Here is a 19146-nt window from a genome sequence, read left to right on the forward strand (position 1 = left end):
AAAGAAACGACGGAGAGGCTGCAGGTTCGCGGCTCTCTCCGATGCCTCCAGTTTACGCGGCTTTCTTGACGGCTGCTGCTGCCTTGATGGGCTTGGCTTCCTTCTTTGCCTTGGCCTTGGCCGCGAACTCCGCTTTGACCTTCTGCGCGATGGCATCGGTGTCCACCTTATAGGCGGTCGCGGCATCCTTGAGAACGGCGCTCGGATTCCCGCGCGTTGCCGCCAGCAGGATACTTGCCTCCACCAGCAGCCGGGAGAGAGTCCCTTCATCGGCACGGCGAACAAAGGCGGTCAGCGTTTTCTTTACGCCTCCATCGTCGCGCTGCTGCCGGATGCCATGCTGCCGCGTCAACATCTCGATGCGGCTTTCGTCCATGACAGACGCCAACCGTTCGATGACGAAAAGCAAGTCACGCTTGAGCAAGCGCACCGGGACAGCCGAACCGATGGCAGTGAGGACGCGCAACCCGGTTGCATTGGCAATCGCCTGCTCCTTGCGCTGCTTCTCTTGTTCGGCCTTCCACTTCTCCTCATCCCGCCTGTTGCTTTTCCGCTGCGGAGGATGATGCACGGGACAGGTAGGATTGGTGCACACCTTGCGCAACGTGCCGACTTCGCTCCCATCGGTCACGATGGCTTCGGTGGTGAACTTGCACACCTTGAACTCAGGCCGCTTGGCTTCGTCCTTGCTCGAAGGCTTCTCGGCGCGAATCTCGGTGTATTTGTTGCGCGGGAGCGTGGTGCTACCTTCCTTCTGCTGGCCGTAGGCTGTGCTGATTTGCACGAGGTCGGGCTTCGCGGCGATGGTCTTGGCAACATGCGCCGCAACCTTGGACTGGTAGCAGGTGGGGTCAGTGCACGAGTCCAGCTTGCCGCCGATGTCTGAAAACAGGAGCTTGTTGTGTCCTGTCCGCTTGGGGCAATCGACGCAGCTTCCCGCCGCTGGCACAAGCTGCGCGTCCCGCTTGTCGAAGGGTGCATCTTTCAGTGCAAGGACGATGTTGGTGTCAATCCAGAATTGGAGGTTGCGGACAGGCAACAGAACGCGCGTTGGTTTCGCGCCTCCGTTGTAGACCTCCTTATAGCAAGCGGAGAGTGCCTGTTCCTGCTGGTCTGGCTGCAGCTTCGCGAGCAGGAGCGCGTGTCCCACGCCGATTTCCTCGGCATAGAAGGCCTCGACCGCAACAGGCGCGAGGTCGGTAAGTTTGAGGCGGGTTGTCACATACGCCGGACTCTTGCCCATCTTGGCGGCGATCTGCTCCACGGTATAGGTCGGTTCCTCCAAGTTCAGAAGCGCACGAAAGCCCTGCGCCTCTTCCATCGGGTGGACATCGCGGCGTTGCAGGTTTTCAATAAGCTGCGCTTCGAGTGCCTGGGCGTCGGTCAAGTCCACGATGCGAACCGGAACGGTGACGGATTCGGCCATCTGTGCAGCGCGGAAGCGTCGGGCACCTGCCACAATCTCGAAGCCATGCTCCGTAAGCGGTCGAACCAATAACGGCGAAAGTACGCCCTGCGTACGGATGGACGATGCAAGCTCCTTCAAGGCGTCATCCTCGAAGATGCGGCGCGGGTTGGTCGTGGACTCGCTCAAGAGAGCAAGCGAGACGTTGCGGTATTCGGTGGCGTTGACGATTTGAGTTTCCATGAGGGTGTGCTCCTTTCGAGCGGTTGAGTGGTGAAGGGTCACAGAGCGGCACACGTCGGGCATGGTTCCGCTCCAACGGAGCGGACTAGCCGAGAATGCACTTGTCCGTGAAAGCCTCCACGAAACCCTGCGCGTCTAGGTTCTTGTCCCAGAGTTTGGCGAAGCTCTCGTGTTGTTCGTGCAGTTGGGTGTGGTAGCAGTAATTGCCGTCCTGAATGAAGCGGCTCCACCGCTCAACGCCTACATAGTCATTCCTCCAATAGAACGCGTTCAGGTGTGGCCCTCCCGCCATGCCAAGCTCGAAGCACATTTCGGGGTCGCGCATGAGGTCGCCATTCTGTTCGCCGTAGTGCGCGACAGAAATAGCAGGAAGGCCGCAATGGCCCGGACTCGTCCATCGACTCAATGACAAGCTCCATAAACGGCTCATTGGTCACTTTGAGGTACAGGCCGGGGTGCCATCCACCAGCCCGCTTGATAAGTTCGAGCACGGTCTTCATGCCGCTACCTCCGCCAATTCCGGGGCTTCGGTGTCGGCTGCGTCGTAGGAATCCGCGAGGGGCGGCTCCAACGCGGCGAGGATGACAGCGGAGGTCTGCTGGATGACCTCCAAGCTCTCGGCCAACAGTGAGGCGTTGCCGTGGTAAAGCTGGATGTAATCAGCGGATGCCGAACCCGTCACGAGTCCAACGGCCTTGCCGACAACGAAGGCCACAGCCTCGGCTTCTGTCTCGCGCACGGTCTTGGTGGTGGCGGTGCGACGCTCTGCCTTATGCAGAAGCTCGTGCGCTGTTTCGTGTACCAGCGTCGAAAATTCCTCGGCTTTAGGCTGTCCGCGAAGGATGGCGATGCGACCGCCGTAGCTCATGCCGAGTGCGCCCTTAAGATCGTCGCTGTAGGTAAGCTGAATACCACGCGAACGAACAAACGCGGCCAAACGCTCCAAGTTCTCGCCGGGGTCGCCGGAAATTTCGCGCATCTCGGGAAGGTCTGCACCTTCGGTCTGCGAGACATCGAAGACATAGGCATTGCGGAATCCGACTAAAACGCGCTCGTTCTGCTTGGTAATGTCCTTGTTGGCTTCGTCGTCCCTCTTGCGGCGAACGCCGACGATGGGGGCAAGAATGCGAATGCCTTTCTGTCCCGATTTGACGAAACGGCCAACCTGCTTCCACGTCCAGAACCCGGCGACGCGGGTTGCGGTCGGCATCTGCCGCGCAATCTCCAGCACGTTCCCGAACGAGTAGTTATGGAATCGGCTCATGGCCGTGAGGTAATTGGTGAGGGCTTCGGAGTGTCCGGCCTCCAACTGCTCAATCAAGAGCTTGACGTTGGCGGCAATAAGTTCCTGCTTGGTGGAAGGCTTCTTGCTGTCGATGGTGGCGACGTTGGTTGTGGTGGCTGCGCTGCTCATGGTGTTTCTCCTTTGCGGTTGCTGTTGCTTTTCATGCCGTGCGCGGCATGTACCTACATGCCGAACGCCTCCTGGCGAAGGCGGGGCGGCAAGGCGCAATGAGGAGGGGGATCGCCCACCCGAAGGGCAAGCGCAGCGCAGTGATTTTTCGCAGAAAAATTATGGGGAGACCTCTTGCGCCGCGCCAGGGCAGAGCCCTCAGCGAAGGTCTGGTTTCCTTATTCGGGCGCACTAGCGCACAGGATTCACAGGGTCGCGTTGCGGCAGGAACAGGCCGCTGTGGAGGGTGGCGGAAGACGCATCGCGGCTGGAGTCAGGGAGGAGTGCAACTCCTCCCTTCATGATGAGGCGACGCTGGGAGTAAGCAGTTTGGTTCCTGCCTCAGAGATTCGAGAAGCCATCTCGCCGACAAATAATCCAACCCTGCAACGTACGAGATGAACGGTCGGTCCTTCCAACGAAGGGTTCGACAAGGTTTGAATACGATCGAAGCTCTTCTCCCGCATTTAGATTGAAGCGTAGGTCCCGTGCGAAATAGTTGCTCCCCAGTTGAGTTGCAAGGAGAGCCCCACGGTGTACCGAAGTGTCGGTCGAAAAGAGATCATTGCGCGGATGGAACATATCCGTGCGCTTCTGCGGCAGATAGAACCCAGCAATGAAGCCGAAGAGGTGCTGCAGAAAAAGCGAGAACAAACGCTTAAGGACTTCATCGGAAATCTGCGACGAGTGAGTACACGCCCCATGGCCCATACACTCAACGCGATTGAGAGTCTGTGCTTGCTAACCAAGGACGGGAGTTATCGCCTTTTCGGTTATTCGCTGGATTCGATCCGCGAACGCGACTCGGAATTGAACGGTGACCGTACACATCTCATCGACTCCTATATCTATGACCGCGACTATGAAGTCGAACTTCCCTTGGAGCTTGCTAACGAAGCAGGGTTCCAAAGGAATTTGCTGCTGAAAGATCTTGTCCGGCGCTGGCAGGCGCAGATACCCATTCGACAGTTGAGCCGGAGAGACTGGCATCATCCGGGAAGTTTCTACCTGCGTATCGGTACCGATGACAGCGAGGGAGGCAGCCTTCCTGCGGGAGCTATCGCCGTAGCGCAGCTCCTCGATGATGACGAACGAGCTAATCCGAATCCGGATGCTGTATACGTCCTTCAATTCCGAAATGGTTATCAATGTCATCAGTGCATTGTGGTGGACGGCACTCTGCATCTTGCGAATGGCACGGTTCTTCACCCGGGTGCGGCGCGGATCATTGGACGCGTGCGTGCGTTCGCAACCGAGTTGCCTGTACGAAGGAATCCTTTGGTACGCCAGCTCCGCAGCTACGAGGGCGATGCGGAACTCGTTTTGCCGTGGGAGCACTTGTCCATTGGTAAGCTCTTTGCTACAGAGCACAAACGATTCGCACGGTCGAACGTAGATCGGTTGGAGAGGCGGAAAAAGCTAGAAGCAATCTTCCACTCGAACATCAGCGAGCGGACGCGGAGGCGGTATCGGAGCGAAACAGATTCGGAGCCGCATGTGGATGCCCTTATCCAGATGAGCTTGGAGAATTGTGTACGGTACAGCGATGTGTTGCGGGCAGGCGGGTACGCGACTCACGATGCGAACCGGTTTTCTCTGGCGTCGCTGCTTCGTGCGAACCGATTCTCGGATCTTCGGTCCTCCGTTCCAGAGGTGGTTTCACCGATGACTCCAGGGATGTGGGCAACTCTCTCAACGGAGTTTCTGGAATACAGCGCCTTGTTTGCTCGAAGATTCCCCAAGCCGAGCCGACTACAGGACCGCGTTTTGAGAGTCGGAGATAGCGGGGCGTTCCATAGCGTTGACGGCATCATTAAGCCGGGATCGTGGCTTCTGCTGGAGGCGTTGGCAGCGAGCCCGGTCTCTCCGCGAGAGACGCTGGCTGAGAACGGGCAACGACCGCTACATGTATTGCTGAATCAAGCCGATCCTGCCATCGGCTATCTGGATCATGATGAAGACGGGTTTTTTCTGGTGGACGGCGACGCCGAAAAACGCTGTCGACTTGGTCCTGCGGAACTCAAAAGCCTTCGTCGCGTGTGCGGGGGCATCGTGCCCGTGTAGATCGCCCTACTCAATTTTGCGGAATTTTCGGCCGGAAACATCCCATTTTGCTAAACTTTCGCTATGGAGATCACGGTTCAACTTCCGGACGATTTGTCGGTGCACGCGAATCCCGGACGGGACGCTTTGGAAGCGCTCGCTATCGAGGGATACCGGAGCGGTACTCTCTCCGACCACCAGGCAGGTCAGTTGTTGGGTATGGATCGTTTCGAATTTGAAGGCTTCCTTAAGGAGCGCCAGATCTTTGACCACGCCTATGACATCGTGGACCTCGAACATGATGAGGAAACCCTCCATACCCTCCGAAGCAAGGGCCTCTTGTCGGCATGATCGTTGTTGCAGATACGTCTCCTCTGAATTACCTCGTCCAGATCGAATACGAATCTCTTCTTCCGCGGCTCTATCGAACGGTGATTGTTCCCGAAGGCGTCATTGCAGAATTGAGGAGTCCGAAAGCCCCAAGAATGGTCAAAGCGTGGTGCGAGCAACTTCCTGACTGGATCGATATTTATCCGGCTCCGGCTCCTCCGGACGTTGAACTAAATTATCTTGGTCGCGGGGAGCGCGAGGCGATCCAGTTGGCGGAAGGTCTCATCGATTCCTTACTCTTGATCGATGAGCGTAGAGGGCGCATGGAAGCCCTGCGCCGCGGTTTGTATACGACGGGAACGCTGGGTGTCCTTCTCGCAGCAGGTGAGGCTGGACTTGTCGATCCGCGACGCGCCTACAGAAGTCTGGTAGAGGAGACGACGTTCCGCACGTCCCCTGCACTGGAAGCGTCCTTCCTACGCCGATTCATCAGCGAATAGCGTCTGGCTTCCCGTTCTTCCTGGGAAGCGACTCGGCAAATGTCCAAAGTTCGCCTATAGACATATGGAAGTACCCGCTGACCGCCGATAAGACATCCACGGTCACATTGGCTTCGCCACGTTCCATCCGTCCGACGTAGTAGTTGCTGTAGCCTAGATTCGCTGCGAACGTGGCTTGTGAGAGTTTGCGACTAAGCCTCAACTCCGTGACGGCTCTGCCGAAGATCTGGTTCGGAGTCGCCGTTTTCCGTTTTCTGTCTGCACCGAGAGGTTTAGCCACAGCACCATCGTTTCGTGGCACCTAACCCCTGTAATAGCAACTATAGTTGTTGTATCCTTGAGATAGGCAATACCCTAGTGACGGCGGGGGAGGCAGAGTTGTAGAATCTCTCCCCATTGCGGTCCACGAGGAGCTGAGCGGTGATCCCTCTGGATGATGTTGCGATGGGGCGGCTTGCCCGTAGCTGGATGCTGCGAGCCAAGCAGCATGACGTTCACTTTTATCGTCATAGCTTGCACCTCGGAGAGTTGGCGCGGGGCTTTTGCAACTTTCTTCACTTTTCGGTCGAAGACACCAAGAGGATTGAGATCGCGGCTCTGCTACACGATATAGGAAAGCTCTCCATCCCTACGAAGGTACTTTCTAAGGCCACTTCTCTTTCCGATGAAGAGGTCCGCCTTATCAGGACGCACCCTGACCAGGGACATCGGTTATTGGCTGAAGTGGAAGGGATCGATGAGCTGGTGCGAATCGTCGCCCGAGACCATCATGAACGTCTGGACGGAACGGGGTATCCGAGGGGTCTTCTGGCATCCTCGATTCCCGTAGAAGTTCGGATCGTGACTCTCTGCGACGTGTTTGGAGCGATGACAGAAGAGCGGCCCTACGGAGTGCCTATGGGCGTGGCAGAAGCAGTGCAACGGATGAAAGCGAAACAGACACGCCTGGATCAAGCGCTGCTGGAACATTTCACCAAGATGATTTGGACAAGAGCACTGCCGTCGGTGGAATAAGATCTCGTCGGCAAGAACCTCGGAGGCTTCGATGGATGAATCCAGAGATGGTCAGATAGAGAAGCTAGCAAGAGGGATCATCGGTTTGTTGCTCGATAAGAACGAGTCCTTTGAGATTGTCATCGTTCCGGGGGACAACGAAACGCTGATTCGTGCCCGAACAATGTCGGCGATGTCTGCATCCAAACTCACGGGCGACAAGGGGCGAACCGCGCAATCCATACGAACGATCGTGGCAGCGGCCGGGACCAAGCTCGGGCATCGGTACAAATTCGAAGTCGAGGGATTTCGTTCATGAGTATTAACACACTCTGAAATCAGTCTGCCGTGATAATGGCAGCAACGAGACTCAAGATGACGACATACGAAAACATTCCCGAAGCCAATGAACCATCACGGCATAGCACCTCTCAGCGGTACCCGGTTGATGCATCCTGCTTTGAGGATGCGAAGACACGGTCCGCAGCGGAAGGATTACTTGGAGAGACGCTCCGTCTACTCGGCATCCTGCGCTTCGATCTTGAAGCGCTCGATGGCGCAACACTAGCCAGGGACTGCAGGGCGACGGCCATCGCGATCCAGAAGCCGCCTGATCCGTCTTGTGTCCCGGAACACGGAGTTGGTGTTCCCAACACGTTCGAACTGGGGCGCACGATAGCGGTTAGGCGCGGTAACGAATTGCGTTTTCATATCGTTCTCTACTTCGAGATTGGCGAAATGCTTCTATCCGACGACGAACAACGGCGAGCTCTCGCGATGGCATGCATTGCTCACGAATTGGCGCACGTACAACACGAAGGAAGGTTCTATCGGAAGTTTCCGCATCTGTTCGAGGGTCCGTTGGAATGTGGCGAGCGCAAGCGAAGCATTTTCATTCGATCGATGGACGTATGGAGCGAGTATGCCGCGTGTCGTTCTTCGGCGGCCTTTCGGCCAGAAGCGCTGGAGGAACATCAACTGCTCCTGAAAGGCGGTGTGGCAAAGTATCTGGCCACGGAGCATACGGCGCCCATCGAGGAAAGAGAGGCTGTTGCGGTGGAGACACTTCTCTGTGCAGGGTATCTGCTCGGAGAAGTAGACGGGCTCGATCTGGAAATCGAATTGACGGCGCGTGAATCGGTTCCCGTGATCCACGATTGGATAAAGGTTTCGTCGGCGTTCGACAGACTGAAACGTATTCTTCGCGAGCTATGGGATACGGAAGAATACTGGACATCCATCGAGGTCTTCGCTCCAATTTATGAATTGGCAATTGAGCTCAGATGATTGATCAGAAGCAGATGTGACCGCCTATCTATCATTCAGACGCCGGGTGCGAACGGGCTGCCGATTACGTTCGCAGAGTAAGCCCCACGTAGTTGAGCTGTTCGGCAGGCACGGAGTAGTCCTTGAGAAGGACAGACTCTACCGGTTCGTTTTCTATGAGTCGTGCCTCAATAGCTGGACGGTTGCTGAAGCGAAACGCAAACATGGTTCCGTCTGTGAACTTCAGCTCCAATTGCGGCCCTGTTTCGTTGGCTTCAAAGACCGAAGCTCGTTCGATGACTTTACCGGTCAGCTCTTTGCAGTTCACCATGATTCTCTCCTCGCGAAGTGAGTGCATTCGCACAGAAGCACTCTCTACATTGTGAGCCCCGACGCTGTCGGTGGCAAAAACCATCTACTGAGAACTGCCTTTTCCTTAGCGCCCACGTCCATACCCCGGAATGGATATGTCTGGAGGCGGCAGGGTCACTCCGTTGTCCATTCCAAGTGCTGGCACCGCTGCCTTGATCGACTTGCCTTGCGCTACGCTATTTCCCCCCGATGCGTAAATGCTGAGGTCTCGAGTGTGGCTGGGAAGCCGGGCAAGATCTTGCTGATGCTGTGCAAGCTCTGTTGAATCGCCGGTCACTATGACTCGGTCCACGCCACGATTTGAAATTGTATCAACGGCGTAGCCGTAGTCGATCATTCGGGATTGTTCCTGGGACAGTACAATGGTCTTTCCCTGGTCGGTGCGAACGGCAAGTGACTGGCCATTGCGAACTTGCTCTACGGTGGCAAGGTCATTGGTGCGGATTTGCGATTGGCGTTCGACGGCTGTGAATCGAATGCGCTCGCCTTCGGATATCTCCCGTTGTTCTTCGCGGAAGATAGAGCTTTGGTACGTTTGCCGGCGAAGATGTGCCGGGTTGTAGTTGACTTCGTTCCCGTCGCGGCTGGCGACGGTGAGACGGTTTGCCTTCGCATCGATCGATAAAACGGTGACCTCGCTGTTGTCGGCGATACCGTGTTCGATAGGGCTGCCGGTTCTGAAATGAATTCGGTCGCCGGGCGAGTAGTTGGCAGCGAGGCGCGGCTCGTCGAGATGCCGTTCCACCCATACGGGTAGAGTATGGCTGTCGGACGATAGCCGTCCCTGCTGCACGAGTTCGTGCCGGATGAGTTGGGTCAAATCGCGCCGTTCATTTGCGTCGGGAGCGAACACAACAGTACGTCCCGATTGGGAGCTATACGCACGTGCAACCGAAGCAAGCCGATCTTCGGAAGTGGCATACGAATGGAGTTGACCCTGCTCCCTGAGGATGTCGGTGGCGGTGCTGGGATGGCTCTTTCGAAATGCAGTGACGGCGCGCTGCACGTTTGTCTGTGCCGACTCGGGTACGAGACTCACCGCTGCCGTTTTCGAGATATCGGTGGACAGGCGCCTGCCAAGTCGGGCCGAATCATTGGTATAAATCTGTGCGTCCTCCGACGCGCGGGAGATGGCCACGTATGCCAGCCGCGAATTTATGAGCGAACGCGGACCTTCCGTATCAAAGTGCGCGATGACACGACCTGCCGTTAGACCCTGCGAGCTGTGGGAGGTGACGGCGTACCCATGGTCGAACAGCCGGGTGGTAGAGGCATTGAATGTGAGCGTTCGTCTCTGTTTGCCGTCCATCAGAACGGTGACGCGCCCGTCCTCGATGTGTTTGATGGTAGCGAGATCGCGGTTCGCGACACCATACTCCTTCAAACGGCCAGTGAACTGTATCCGGTCTCCAGTTGCAAACTCCCGCTCCTGCTCACGGAAGACATTGACTCCACGCAGGCGACGTGGGTCATAGGCAAGAGTCGTGCCATTCGCTAGTTCAACTGTCAGGAGATTGGCATGGGCATCTACTGCTCGGACGGTAGCGAAACTGCCGCGCTCAATGCCATTTGCCTTGCTACCCGCACCGTATTGGATGACATCGCCGGGAGTGTAGCGAGCGGCCCAGGTGCGATCAGCGCCGGTCATGTCAGAGCGGTGCGCAAGTGTATGCAGGGTTTCTGCACGAGAGCCAAGTAGCCCTGCTGCTTGAGTTCGTTGCGGACGGCCTCGTTGATCTCCTGACGACTGCGATTGTCGGGCGATACCACGATGGTGTCTGCAGGACGTGCCGCATAATCTTTCGCGATGGCGGCGATACGGTCGCGGCGGTCGGTGACTTCGATGATGCGCCCTTGTTCTCGTAGAAGCCTGATGCCTTCGCGAGTTTCGTTTTTCGAAAGATGCTCAACGGCTTTGAGCAGTTCCGGGTCCTTTTGCCTCAGGATGCGGTCGAGCTGCGAAGTTCGCATACCGGCCTCCTGCATCTGCTGAAAGGGACGGCCTGCATCCACGCCCTGATGCTGCGCGGTGTCTCCGATAACGAGAACGCGATCATTCGCATTCAGCTTTGTGAGGAACGCTCGCATTTGGCGAGTGCTCGCGAGACTGGATTCGTCGAGCATATAAAGATGACGCGAGTCAGCACTTCGGTCGACACTTCTGGCCAAGAAGCTCTGCAACGTGGTGGCTTCGATTCCAGCTTCACGAAGCTGTGCGGCGGCACGCGATGTTGGCGCGAATCCTTCCACGACGAAACCACTTTTTTCGGCACCTTCACGGATGGAACTGACGACGCTCGTTTTGCCGGTTCCTGCGCGTCCCTGCAAACCGTGGATACGATCGGTGGAATTGAGAACTTCCTCAATGACACGCTTTTGGGAGTTATTGAGATAGGAGCGGGAGTGCGCTTGATGCTGGGCGGCCTCGGCCGACATGATCGGCCTCACGGCGTTCCGTCCAGCCTGCACTTGAGCGATGTTGGCGCGTTCCGCAGCGATTGTTTCCGCTGTCGTAAAGCTTTTGCCGGATGCGTATTTGTGGCCGTCAACGGGGAGAAAGTCGCCACGTTGTTGCCGAGCCTCAAACTCACCACGGACTTGTGGGTATGTGGTCATCCCCATGCCGCGACGGAGCGCATCTCGGAGCAAGACACGCTCGTCCAGGACAGCCTCTCGCTCAAATAAGGATGAACGCGCGTAGGTGACGGCTTCTTTCGCATGGGCTGCCTGGTCGGGGTTGTGAGATTGGTGTTGGGCACGAACGCGGGCCTCCGCAACAACCCGTTCTGGTTGGTTGCCGTACTCTGCCGCCAGATCCCGATGGGCGGCGAGGACCTCAGCGGGCGTCAGCGTATGCTTCTTCTCGCGCGTGGAACGGGCCGCGATTTCGGCGGCCTCCGGGCCGGAAACGCCACGCCGTTCCATTTCTTCTTTGATCTTCTCCCGCCTCTGACTAGAGGCAGTCAGAAATTCGGGTGTATATCCCTTGATCTCAGGTGCCCCGCTCTGTCCGGGCTCGATCTCGTACCCCAAGGAACGTAGACGGTACATCAACTCGGACTGGTAGACAGCCGTTACGAAGTTCTGGCTTTCAAAAAATGGTTGTTCCTGTAACGCCCGTGTTTTACCGTCCGCGCGCTGGGTGACATTGAAGATGACAGCGTGGGTGTGGAGCTGCGGCGCGGCGTAGCCATCCACGGGCCGCGCGGTGTCATGCTCGAACTTGGCAGCGAGGAACTTACCCGTCTGCTCGGCAGGCTTATTCCCCCCGAGACGCGCGTGCGTGTACTTTTCCAACTCGTCCAACGCAACGGTGACAGCTTCGCGGTGTGCCACGCGGATGCGTTCGTCCCCGCCCACCAATGCGGTCAGTGAAACGGATTTCGCCGGGGCGAACATGGCATCCCAACCGGCGCGGTGGGCGACCGCTTTCGTGGTGGAACCATCAGGATTCTTGTATTCGGTAGCGATGCGATGGCGTACCATCTGCTCGCCGGTTACCGGGTGCTGACCCTCAGTGAGACGCGAAAACTCCAGCGCAGAAACTTCCGCTGAAACACCCATCGACTCGGCGAGCTTGCCCTGCCACTCGCCCTTCACCGCATCGCCTTCGGCGTAATAGCTCTGCGTAGGCGAGGTGTAATCGAGTTTGTGATAGTCCTGCGCCTGAGTTGCGTTCAATGGTTTAGAGATATCGAGCATGGCTAGGTCTCCCGTATCAGAGCTGGGCCGCGTGCCTGCTCTTCTTCAAGTTCTTCCTGCTGCTCTTCTTCTTGTTCGGCGGTGGACTTCTGTTCTTCGGCTTGCTGCACGGCGGCAGGGGTTGGCCATGCAATCGGTACGCGCTCTTTATCGTGCGGGCCTTCACTTTCCCCGTTGTCGGACTCCTCCGGTGTTTCTGATTTTGGGGCGGGTGGCGGCGTGATTGGCTCCAATGTATCGGGATTGAAAGCAAGGCCGCCAGCGGTCTTGCGGGGAAGAAAACCAGAGGTCGGCGTGGGCAGGTCCATGTACTCGAATGCGAACCTTGCCACACTGTTCCCGAGCTTGAGATAGGCATGACGGTCGTCCAATCCGCTGATCTCCGAGCCCATGACCAGGGGTTCGATCTGGCGTTCGACGGTGAAGTTGTGCCCCGACCGCGTGCCGTCGAACTTGGTCTCTTTGAGCCGTTCAATCTCAACCTTGCCGATGGCCTCCGATATCCATTCCGCGGCCTTGGGTTCGGCGGTCTTCATAAAGATTTTCGTAGCAGGTTGGGAAAGCATGACCTCAGCTAGATGGCCGTAGATGACTTCGAGCTGCGCTTTCCCCTGAAAACCAAGTATGAGCGGGTTTTTCGACTTCCTGTTTTCAGTAATCGCAGTGTGAAGTTGCGGCAACCGCTGCAGACTTGCCAGCTCGTCGATCACAAACCACACCGGCTTTTGGCCCGGCTGCGGTGCGCTCAGAAGCCTCATAACGAGCAGGTCAATCCAGAGCGAATGCAGCGGACGGAGCGTATCGCGCTCAGGTGGACGAGAGGTAATAAAGATCCATCCCTCGCGCTTCTTCGACCAGGTACGCGCGTTCCACACGGGACGGCTTTCATCCCGCTCCGGAAGCATCCGAAAGCACTTGGCAACGAGTCCGAGTGATGACAGGACGCCAGCACGTTGCGGTCCGGCTTTCCTATCAATGTAGAACGCCATCTCGGTTCCATCGACCATCTTCATGAGCTGCACATCATCCGACATCCACTTGGCGAGCTGGTGCGGCGTAGGCCCCTTTTTCAGCAAGTGGGCGAAGATCTGCGCGGGCGTCTCGTGGAAGAATTCATCGACCTTATCTGTCTTGGGAGCATACAAAGAGGTGGCGATGGCGTAGGCTTCGTCATCGGATTCCAGTTCTTGCGCCGGTCCCCAATAGGGGCAACGGGCATCGAGCGGATTGAGCACGATGTCCCCCCGCGAGGCGTCATAAAAACGATGGATGTATTCGCAGGCAGGGTCATACACGACGGCCGAATCGCCTCGTCCCCTGATCTGGCGAAGGCACTGCATGATGAGCTGAGTTTTTCCTACACCGGTGTCGCCCATGAGCTGAAGATGTTGGGCTTCCTTCTGTAAAGGAATCCGCATCATCTTGTCGGATTCGGTGGTTTTGAACCCAAGTCCGTCACCCTTCTGTGCTTTGTTAAATTCGTTCGGATCGAGCATCCGGGGACCACGCAGGACACGGCCGTATTTCAGTTCTTTGAACCGGCGAAAGTCCCTTGGAACAGCCCAAACTAGCAACAACACGAGGCAGCAACCGCCCTCAAGAAAGCTGACTCTGAACGTCTGCCACGGACTCCTCTGGTCATAGATTGCATCATGCAGCCAGCGATACATAGACGCATCCGCAAGCTTCTCCAAGGTGCCGCGAAATGGAAAACGGTATCCCTGCAAAGTCGCCAGCTCGGACAGCGAGAACCGCATATGCTTTCCGTTCGGAAGAGTCATGACGCCTTCCGTAAAATCAACCGGCATGGCGGGGCGTGGCTTCGCGTCGGCTCCGCCCAGGTACACCAGCCGATAGCTCTGGTGAGCATGAAAAGCGCTGCCGACTTCAGCGCGAACATAGTAGGTCAGGTATGCCTTTTGCAGTGGCGCGAGCTGGAAGGCATAGTGCTCCCATGCGAAGAAGATGGTGAGCAAGAGAGCTCCAGCGATGGAGCAATAGCTCATCAAGGGAACATGCGGCGGCCAGATGATCGTCTCTTTTCTACCCCATTGTGTAGCCATTAGATGACTCCTTTTCTGCTGACTGTGTGTATTGCTGAAGGACTTCCTGCGCGGCTTTATGCTTCTCTTTGCGAACCATTGTCATCGCCTCGGTTATCCAAGCCGGTGATACTTTTTCACCAAGAGCCAACGGCTTGAGGAGGTTCACCAACAACATGCGCGTAGCGATGAGTTCGGTGAACAATGCGGTTCGTGTGGTCTTACCGGCAGCATCAAGTAGTACCTCGCGAGACCATTCGCGAGCTGTCATCCCAGCGGCTTGAGCCGCTTCCTCTATTGCCGCGACCTCATCGCTGGTGAACCGCGTCGCAAAACTCTCGCTACGAGCTGGCCTCGTGCGGTGAGGTGCAAGGCTCGATTGGATTGTGGAAGTGCGATTCATTCTTGCCTCCTACGAGAGCGGTCCCATTTGCAACCGAGATGGTTCCAATTGGAACCGTTGCTCTCATAACTCTTGTCTTTTCTGCATGGTTCCAAACGGAACCATTTGTCCCTCGAAACACGCCCATCCGAGGGATGGAGTGTCAATCTTCTTCCGGTGCGCAGCACCGTTGTGGCTTTGCCACAGATATTGCAGCGGGATCATGCCTTCGATCCCGCCACGATTGCTGGCCCTTGGGCCGACGATGATGCCGAGGCAGCAGGCTTCTTTTTGGCCTGCTCCGAGGCGTCATTTGCAGCGCCACGACGCACGCGAAGCGTTGGCGTGATGCGCTGTGCATCCGGCGTCTTCAGAAAGTCCTGGAACTCGCGGTCTTTGCCGAAGACATAGGTAAGCGCCTGCTCAACGACATCGTCGGCAGAGGCGCGGATGAAAGAGGCATACTGATCGACCTGCGTAGCAGTCGAATCTGTGAGCCTAATGGAAGCGTTGAGATGACGGGTCTGGGTGACTTCGAGTAGGGGCATTTTGGGTCTCCTTTTGGTGTTGGAATCAGGCGATCTTTCTACGCGCGACCATCCGCTCGGCGGTGGCCGCAATCTCCCGCGCACGAGCGCAGCAAAGTGCAGCGGGAAGTTCTGCATCACGGCGAACTTTCAGCATCGTGATGACATCCTCGACAGGCACGCCTTCGAGCAACCATTGGCGAGCGGAAGCGATGTCAATCGTCCGCTGTGCGTAGTACAGCGGGTTCGGTTTGTCCGAGCGGCGCGAAGCCAGCTCGTGCGTTAGCTTGCCGGCATCTTTGCCCTGGGCGAGCTGAAAGCAAGCCCACGCCCAATCCTGTTCGGAATGCGTGTCCTTGTGACCGGAGGAAAGCCGTGCGTTCCCGCGGAGCGGGAGCACGGCAAATGCCGGAGCATCCGGCAACCGAAAGTCCGGAGGACGGTAGGTTGCATCGGATGGGTATTCGACCGTCACGCAGTGAGCGGGAGAATACTTGCAATTCAGGAAACCGGGGATGCGAAGCACCCGGTTGCAGTCGGTGCAAGCGGGATCGTCGCCGAAGGCGAACGCGAGCCGCTTGAGGGTTTCTTCCTGCTGCGCAAAGTCGAAGCCTTCAACGCGCCAGAGGAGTTGGTATTTGCCGGGCGATGTGGATAGGATGGCGCCCGGAACGGGCAGGCCATCCGATGCCCGTAGCGCAGCGAGACGGGCATCGCCGTCCTCATCGATGTCGAGGTACAGATGCCGGACAGAAGCGATGCACTCCTTCGTGCGCTTGCGGCTGCCAGAGCGAAGCGGATTGGCAGCCACATAGATGTTTGCACCGTGGTGATTCTGATGCGCGAGCCAGCCGAGGTAACGAGGCGCGAGCGCTTGTTCGAGCGTGACCACACGCTGCTGCGTCTTCGCTGGGCTCTCCGTGCGAAGCAGGAGAGCAACTGTCGAGTCAGGAGCGAAGCTCCGAGCGAGAAAGTCTTTTGCTGTTTCATTCATCGAATCACCTCGATTTGCTTCTCATTGCGAGCGCGATGTTACGGGTTTTAGCAGCCGAAGAAGTCCGGCTCGATGCCGGACTTCCCGGTCAGAAGAAAGGGGCCTATGCGGCCTCCTCCTCGGTGAGTTCTTCATCGTCTTCCACGGCCGCTTTGGCGGCGCGGTCCAACTTGAGGATCGAGCTCACCCGAACTTCCCAAACCGTCTGCTCCGAGTCGGTCTTGCTGCTGGTGAACTTGCGGCTGCGGTACTCGCCCTCGACCATGATGTGAGCGCCCTTCTGAAGCTTGGCGGCGAACTCACCGAGCTTGCCGAAGACGACGCAACGGTGCCAGTCGGTGTGCTCGATGTACTTGCCGTCCTTCTTGTAAGAGGACTTGGTTGCGAGGGAAAGAACGGTGAGGCTGCGGTCGTTGTTGGTGCGAACTTCTGCGTCGCTGCCGAGGAAGCCGATGAGGGTGACTTTGTTGGTGTACATGGTGGTGATCTCCGTTTCGTGTGTAATCCCGTTAGCTGCTCGGGTCACCCTTCGCGAAGCGAGCGAGTGGGCCCGGCTCCCAAGTGCCAAGGAGTGCTTTCTTGGCGGGGCCCGGGAAAAGTTTGAGCGGCGTTCTTTGCCGCGGCTTTCAAACTTTTTCTGGGAGGAACCGAGACCCCGCAGGGGCGACGCAGTCGAAGCAGAACGACGCCGAGCCGCAGGGCGCCGGTTTGGCCCCGAAGCGTGAACCCGAGCAGAGGACGGGATACGGGACGGAAGGAACCCAAATGAGCACAAGTCACCCAATCGATTCCTGCGACGGAAAGCTCCGCCAACCGCAGCCCTATGTCTCCTCGCAACTGCCTCCGATACCGACGGCATCGAGCACACGAACGAGTGCTGCCACCGCTGCCCGTTGCAAGCCGGGATCGCCACGCGGGGCGCGTTCAGGGACGAGTTGGGCTGTGCAGCTATATGAGCCGCATGAAAGACCATCGGAGTGACCTCGGTTCGGGTTGGAATTCTCTAGTGGAAAGCCTGCGCGTCAGGCGTCGGAAGCACGATAGACCTCCTCCGTCTGGAAGCATTGCTCCGCGTGACTGTAACCGGAGACCGTAATCAGCTCCCGGACGCGGCGGCGGCCCGTGATATCGCGCTCGCAATGCAACACAAAGTCCACGGCTTTGCCGGTCTGCGACCGGACAAAAGCCTGGTCCAAATTCGTTCTTGCACTCAGGGCCATGTCGGCCAGCCTGTCGAGGGCATCCACGGCGGAATCCGCGTGCAATGTCGAGAGCGTTCCGCCATGCCCAGTATTCATGGCCTGCAGCAAGTCATAGCCGCACTCGTCGCGGATTTCGCCCATGATGATGCGGTCTGGGCGGTGGCGGAGAGCTGCCGCCACCAACTGGCTCGGCGTGATGGCAACCTGCCCGGGAATGGCGGCGACGGCCTCCCATCGCACGGCATTCGGATGGGCGATCTTTAGCTCGGCTGGTTGCTCGATCACGACCAGCCGTTCCTGAAGCGGAACGTGGTCAAGAAGAGCCTTCATGAGCGTCGACTTGCCACTGCCCGTTCCACCGCTGATGATGCCGTTCTTGCGCTTCGTAATGAGGTCTACAGCGGCGTCGCGAACGTGGGCTGGAAGTCCACCGGACGCGACCAGCTCGTCGGAGGTATACCAGCGGTTGAATTTGCGCACCGTGAGCGTCGGGCCATTGATCGAAGAGGGAGACCCGACGACAGCCACACGCGAGCCGTCAGGCAAACGCGTGTTCAGGATGGGATTTTGGCTGGTCAGATCCTGTCCAAGGATGCGAGCGACGCGCTCAATGGCCGCCTGCAGGCGGTCATTGGTGTATGGCGCGGATAGCGGGATATGCTGCACAACGCCGTTCCGATCGGCGTAGACGCCGGTCGTCCCGTTGATCATCAAATCCGAGATCGACGGGTCCTGAAGGAGCGCACGCAGTTCCTCCGGAAAGAACGGCAAGATGAGCTGGAAGCTCATCGCGCCGCCCCTGCGGGTGGCGTTGCCGGAGCAGCCGGCAACGCGCTTGTTGTCACAGGGGCAATGGGATCAACGGAAAGGCGGTTCTCATGGAACTCCGTGATGGTCATTCCTAGTGGGTTGATGATCTCGAACTGCGGGAAGACTTTGGCTTGGTCGCTGACCTGTTTGGGGTTGAGATAGTACGTGACGCTGATGCCCCAATGCTCGACACGCGGCTCCCGCGAATTCCGGGCTGAGTAGAGCTTGTCGATGGTCACGAGCGCGGTGCCGCGGGCCATCGCCGCGCCCTGTACGGTCTCCTGAGACATAGAGGTGATGGTGACGTTCTTGACCTCAACGTCACTCTGCTCAATCTGGCCGCCAACCACTTGCGAGACGAGGTGATTCTGATTGTCTTCGGTCATCAGTTGAGACGCCAGATTTCCGGACAGGAAGTAGTAGTTCAGCGGATACTTCTTTGCAATGGTGTCGCGGCTGATGGTGTAGCGATAGTTCGCCCAATCCGTGAGATAGGTCCGGACTTCACCCTCGCGCGGGCTGTAGTTCAAATCGCTGTACTGGATAGCTTGTGCCCGGCCCATTTCATCGATGCGGATATAGCGGTTAGCGACAGGCCGGCGGGCGAGAGAAAGATTGAGTCCCATCGATCCCAGCAAGAGTACAGTGCCGCAGCCAAGAATGAGGCGGTACGCTTTCCGCTCAGCATAGTGGGACGCATAGACCTCGTTGCCGATTTCATCGGTCAGCACAGCGTGCTTCGGCGTGAGCGGCATAGTAGAAGGAACAGCGTGAGTTGCCATGGCCGGAAGTCCTTTCGGATACTAGAAAACGTGAATGGTACGGAGACGCTTACGACGCGATAGAGACGTGATCGCGCGGGTTACGTACCGCACGGTTGCT

The 19146-nt window shown here is 57.6% G+C and carries 18 protein-coding genes and 1 pseudogene; 5 read left to right on the top strand and 14 right to left on the bottom strand.

Features of this window, described 5'->3' with window-relative positions:
* Window positions 1-52 precede the first annotated feature (52 nt).
* From PW792_10605 to PW792_10615, 3 genes and pseudogenes are all read right to left on the bottom strand, one after another.
* On the bottom strand, window positions 53-1648 hold the full coding sequence (locus PW792_10605; GenBank protein ID MDE1162378.1) for a ParB/RepB/Spo0J family partition protein: 1596 nt from the start codon (window positions 1646-1648) through the stop codon (window positions 53-55).
* A gap of 85 nt (window positions 1649-1733) precedes the next feature.
* Window positions 1734-2148 (bottom strand): annotated as a pseudogene (locus tag PW792_10610) (hypothetical protein).
* Window positions 2145-3062 (bottom strand): ArdC family protein, encoded by a 918-nt coding sequence (locus PW792_10615; protein ID MDE1162379.1) that lies wholly within the window; start codon window positions 3060-3062, stop codon window positions 2145-2147. Before PW792_10615 ends, PW792_10610 begins: the two are co-directional and overlap by 4 nt.
* A 669-nt stretch (window positions 3063-3731) precedes the next feature.
* Here PW792_10615 and PW792_10620 point away from each other — a divergent pair.
* Complete coding sequence (locus PW792_10620; GenBank protein ID MDE1162380.1) at window positions 3732-5165, top strand: hypothetical protein; 1434 nt, start codon at window positions 3732-3734, stop codon at window positions 5163-5165.
* A 6-nt stretch (window positions 5166-5171) separates the two neighbouring features.
* Here PW792_10620 and PW792_10625 read toward each other — a convergent pair whose 3' ends face one another.
* Window positions 5172-5444, bottom strand: coding sequence for a hypothetical protein (locus PW792_10625; GenBank protein MDE1162381.1), 273 nt, complete (start codon window positions 5442-5444; stop codon window positions 5172-5174).
* 47 nt (window positions 5445-5491) lie between these two features.
* Between PW792_10625 and PW792_10630 the strand changes: the two genes are divergently transcribed.
* From PW792_10630 to PW792_10645, 4 genes are all read left to right on the top strand, one after another.
* Window positions 5492-5974, top strand: coding sequence for a hypothetical protein (locus tag PW792_10630; GenBank protein ID MDE1162382.1), 483 nt, complete (start codon window positions 5492-5494; stop codon window positions 5972-5974).
* A 420-nt stretch (window positions 5975-6394) separates the two neighbouring features.
* On the top strand, window positions 6395-6988 hold the full coding sequence (locus PW792_10635; GenBank protein ID MDE1162383.1) for an HD domain-containing protein: 594 nt from the start codon (window positions 6395-6397) through the stop codon (window positions 6986-6988).
* Between the two features lie 31 nt (window positions 6989-7019).
* Complete coding sequence (locus PW792_10640; GenBank protein ID MDE1162384.1) at window positions 7020-7286, top strand: hypothetical protein; 267 nt, start codon at window positions 7020-7022, stop codon at window positions 7284-7286.
* 56 nt (window positions 7287-7342) lie between these two features.
* A complete protein-coding gene (locus tag PW792_10645) occupies window positions 7343-8254 on the top strand; it encodes a hypothetical protein (GenBank protein ID MDE1162385.1) in 912 nt (303 codons plus the stop codon).
* A 64-nt stretch (window positions 8255-8318) separates the two neighbouring features.
* Here PW792_10645 and PW792_10650 read toward each other — a convergent pair whose 3' ends face one another.
* The 10 genes from PW792_10650 to PW792_10695 all read right to left on the bottom strand — a co-directional run bounded on the left by PW792_10650 (window position 8319) and on the right by PW792_10695 (window position 19046).
* Complete coding sequence (locus tag PW792_10650; GenBank protein MDE1162386.1) at window positions 8319-8564, bottom strand: hypothetical protein; 246 nt, start codon at window positions 8562-8564, stop codon at window positions 8319-8321.
* A gap of 105 nt (window positions 8565-8669) precedes the next feature.
* The gene (locus PW792_10655) at window positions 8670-10253 is read right to left on the bottom strand and encodes a hypothetical protein (GenBank protein ID MDE1162387.1); all 1584 of its coding nucleotides are present in this window, start codon (window positions 10251-10253) and stop codon (window positions 8670-8672) included.
* A complete protein-coding gene (mobF, locus tag PW792_10660) occupies window positions 10250-12307 on the bottom strand; it encodes a MobF family relaxase (protein ID MDE1162388.1) in 2058 nt (685 codons plus the stop codon). The genes PW792_10655 and mobF overlap by 4 nt, the downstream gene beginning before the upstream one ends.
* A gap of 2 nt (window positions 12308-12309) precedes the next feature.
* Window positions 12310-14370 (bottom strand): type IV secretion system DNA-binding domain-containing protein, encoded by a 2061-nt coding sequence (locus tag PW792_10665; GenBank protein MDE1162389.1) that lies wholly within the window; start codon window positions 14368-14370, stop codon window positions 12310-12312.
* Window positions 14351-14752, bottom strand: a complete 402-nt coding sequence (locus PW792_10670) for a hypothetical protein (protein MDE1162390.1) — start codon at window positions 14750-14752, stop codon at window positions 14351-14353. Before PW792_10670 ends, PW792_10665 begins: the two co-directional genes overlap by 20 nt.
* A gap of 200 nt (window positions 14753-14952) precedes the next feature.
* On the bottom strand, window positions 14953-15279 hold the full coding sequence (locus PW792_10675) for a hypothetical protein (GenBank protein MDE1162391.1): 327 nt from the start codon (window positions 15277-15279) through the stop codon (window positions 14953-14955).
* 25 nt (window positions 15280-15304) lie between these two features.
* Window positions 15305-16252, bottom strand: a complete 948-nt coding sequence (locus PW792_10680; protein MDE1162392.1) for a RepB family DNA primase — start codon at window positions 16250-16252, stop codon at window positions 15305-15307.
* A gap of 103 nt (window positions 16253-16355) precedes the next feature.
* Complete coding sequence (locus PW792_10685) at window positions 16356-16730, bottom strand: single-stranded DNA-binding protein (GenBank protein ID MDE1162393.1); 375 nt, start codon at window positions 16728-16730, stop codon at window positions 16356-16358.
* A gap of 544 nt (window positions 16731-17274) precedes the next feature.
* Window positions 17275-18243, bottom strand: a complete 969-nt coding sequence (locus PW792_10690; protein ID MDE1162394.1) for an ATPase, T2SS/T4P/T4SS family — start codon at window positions 18241-18243, stop codon at window positions 17275-17277.
* Complete coding sequence (locus PW792_10695) at window positions 18240-19046, bottom strand: type IV secretion system protein (GenBank protein ID MDE1162395.1); 807 nt, start codon at window positions 19044-19046, stop codon at window positions 18240-18242. The genes PW792_10690 and PW792_10695 overlap by 4 nt, the downstream gene beginning before the upstream one ends.
* Window positions 19047-19146 lie beyond the last annotated feature (100 nt).

The sequence above is a fragment of the Acidobacteriaceae bacterium genome (assembly GCA_028283655.1).
GTDB lineage: Bacteria > Acidobacteriota > Terriglobia > Terriglobales > Acidobacteriaceae > Granulicella.